The following is a 2,961-nucleotide window of genomic DNA, read 5'->3' as shown; positions in this document are numbered from 1 at the left end:
ACGAATGAACGAGCCTGTTCTTGAAAAAGAAAAGCAAGAAAAACTGGAAGAGAAACCTCCAATTCTTGGTTCCTGGAGCAATTTATATGTGCTACTGATTGGAAACCTTTTATTTCTCATAGTTATTTTTTACCTCTTTACATCATATTTTTCATGAGTATATTAGACTGGACTGTACTACTAGGTACTTTGTTTTTTATTGTGGCTTATGGCATATGGAAAACAAGAGGAAGTAAAAATATTGAAAGCTATCTAAAGGGAAATAATGACATGAAATGGTGGACAATTGGTTTGTCCATTATGGCGACTCAAGCTAGTGCTATTACCTTTCTTTCTACTCCAGGGCAAGCATTTTCGGACGGAATGCGTTTTGTTCAGTTTTATTTTGGCTTACCCTTAGCCATGGTCGTGCTTTCTATTACAGTAATTCCTCTATACTATAGATTAAAAGTTTATACCGCATACGAGTATTTGGAAAGTCGGTTTGATTTAAAGACTCGGACTCTTGCTGCATTTCTTTTCTTGGTCCAAAGGGGGTTAGCCGCTGGAATTACCATTTATGCCCCAGCGATAATCCTTTCTACTGTTCTAGGGATGGATTTGTTTATGGCTAATTTATTGATTGGTTTTTTGGTGATTTTGTATACGGTGTCCGGCGGTACTAAAGCAGTTAGTCAGACTCAAAAGCATCAAATGGTGGTGATTATGCTGGGAATGATTGTTGCCTTTGGAATGATTATATACCTTTTACCTTCTGGTGTTGGCTTTTCTGATGCTTTGCACGTGGCTGGAAAAATGGGGAAAATGAATGTAATCGATTTTTCATTTGATTGGGAAAACCGCTATAATATTTGGACTGGGCTTCTAGGAGGTTTCTTTTTGGCCATGTCCTATTTTGGAACGGATCAATCACAAGTACAACGGTACTTGTCAGGAAGATCTATTACTGAAAGTCGATTGGGTCTACTGTTTAATGGATTGATGAAGGTGCCTCTACAGTTTTTTATTCTTTTAGTCGGTGCTATGGTCTTTGTATTCTATCAATTCTATCAACCCCCTGTCTTTTTTAATAAAGCGGAGTCGGCAAAGGTTTATGAAACGGAATATGCCAATGAGTTTAAAGCTGTTGAACAAGAGTTTGAAACTCTTTTCGTGAAAAAAGAGGCAGAAGTAAAATCATTGGTGGTCGCTATTCAACAAAATAACCAACCATTAGCAGATCAAAAGGCTATGGAGGTTAATGCAATTGAGGAGAAATCTTCTGAGTTAAGACAAGAGGCAAAAGACATTATTTCAAAAGCCAATCCCAATGCGGAAGCAAGGGATGCTGATTATGTTTTTATCACTTTTGTAATGGATTATTTGCCAAAAGGTTTAGTGGGCTTATTGTTAGCTGTGATATTTTCTGCAGCAATGTCCTCCACTTCATCTGAGCTGAATGCTTTGGCTTCAACCACTGTAATCGACCTATATAAACGGTCTTTTAGAAAAGAAGCTTCCGAGAAACATTATTTGAATGCTTCTCGCTGGTTTACAGTAGGGTGGGGGGTATTAGCTATTATGTTTGCTACCTTTGCCTCAATGGTGGATAATCTTATTCAGGCTGTTAATATTCTGGGTTCATTGTTCTATGGGACTATTTTGGGGATTTTTATAGTAGCCTTTTATTTCAAAAAGATTGGTTCTAATGCGGTTTTCTGGTCTGCTTTATTTGCTGAAGCGGTAGTGCTTTGTTTATATTACTTCGATGTGATGCCATACTTATGGTTCAATGTGGTGGGCTGTTTCTTAGTACTTATTTTTTCTTATGGACAACAGACTTGGAAAAATCTAGTTGCTTAGAGTTTTTTAAGAGCAAAGAAAAAGCCCGAATCTGAAAGTGAACAGATTCGGGCTTTTTTTAGTAGAACTGAGATGTATTTTTACATCATTTTCTCGTACTCAGCTATAAGCTTCTCGTTCATTTTTACATAAGCTGGATTGTTAGCCTTTTCCGCCAGTTGTTTGGAATGCTCAGCCGATTTTATGGCGTTTTTATAATCTTTATTCTGTGCTTGAATTTTTGCTTTAAGATGGGCGTACCAAAAAGCATCAGGACGAGCATCCAAGGCAATGTTTATCCATTCCAGAGCTTGATTCATGTCTTTATTGGCAGTAAGGTAATAATTTGCCGCTTGATAATATAAATTGGCATTATTACGATCCATATTAATGATATTTTTTTCTATGGAAGCCATAATTTGACTGTCGATATCAGTTTCTAATTTAATATTTACGACAGTGTTTTCCCATGCCATTTGAAGAATAGCAGTTGTGTTGGTAATATCAGTAATGTTAAAATTGAAAGTTTCAATTAGGGTAGGGCTTCTTTGTGGTTTAACTTTAAAGCGTACTAAATCTTCCTCTGCTTTATAACCAGAATCTCCCCAATGACTGGTGTTTTTATGAATGATGATGGTCCACTCAGATTTTGAAGGAATAGTGTATAAAGCGTATTCTCCTGCAGGGATTGTATTTCCTTCTAGTTTAACTTCCTCCGTGAAGGAAATTTTAGTGGAAGCATTGGCACCTGTTCTCCAGACTTTATCGAATGGGACTAAATCTCCAAAAATCACTCGGTCTTTAACACCTGGTCTGGAATAATTGATGGTTACATCCGCTAATCCAACTTTTTGGATAAGCGTGCTTGCAGGGCTCGGTTGTGGTGTTTCAATTTGTGCATTTACTACAGAGCTGCCTATAAAGAGGCAAAAAACGCATAGTAAGCTTTTTAATAAATCTTTTCTCATGATGATTTGTACTTTTTTGATTTGAAAGTAATTTATTATACTATTTAGTGTAAAAAAAGAAATTTTAAACATATTTTGAATCCTGGAGGAATTGTTAAAGCAGGATGTTTATCCTTTTTATATTACAATTATACAAGATTGCAATAATAGATTTTTGATTTAGAGGAATAAA

The 2,961-nt window shown here is 36.1% G+C and carries 2 protein-coding genes; one reads left to right on the top strand and one right to left on the bottom strand.

Annotation, left to right across the window (positions count from 1 at the left end; translation table 11 throughout):
* Positions 1–153: 153 nt before the first annotated feature.
* The gene (locus tag E1171_RS03600; protein WP_155204162.1) at positions 154–1,842 is read left to right on the top strand and encodes a sodium:solute symporter family transporter; all 1,689 of its coding nucleotides are present in this window, start codon (positions 154–156) and stop codon (positions 1,840–1,842) included.
* A gap of 80 nt (positions 1,843–1,922) precedes the next feature.
* Here the strand turns inward: E1171_RS03600 and E1171_RS03595 are convergent, their stop codons facing one another.
* Positions 1,923–2,789: a DUF2911 domain-containing protein gene (locus E1171_RS03595; RefSeq protein WP_155204159.1), complete on the bottom strand. Its 867-nt coding sequence runs from the start codon at positions 2,787–2,789 to the stop codon at positions 1,923–1,925.
* Between the last annotated feature and the right edge of the window lie 172 nt (positions 2,790–2,961).

The organism is Xanthovirga aplysinae (genome assembly GCF_009711365.1).
Taxonomy (GTDB): Bacteria; Bacteroidota; Bacteroidia; order Cytophagales; family Cyclobacteriaceae; genus Xanthovirga; species Xanthovirga aplysinae.
This window is presented reverse-complemented; position numbering and strand designations above follow the sequence as displayed.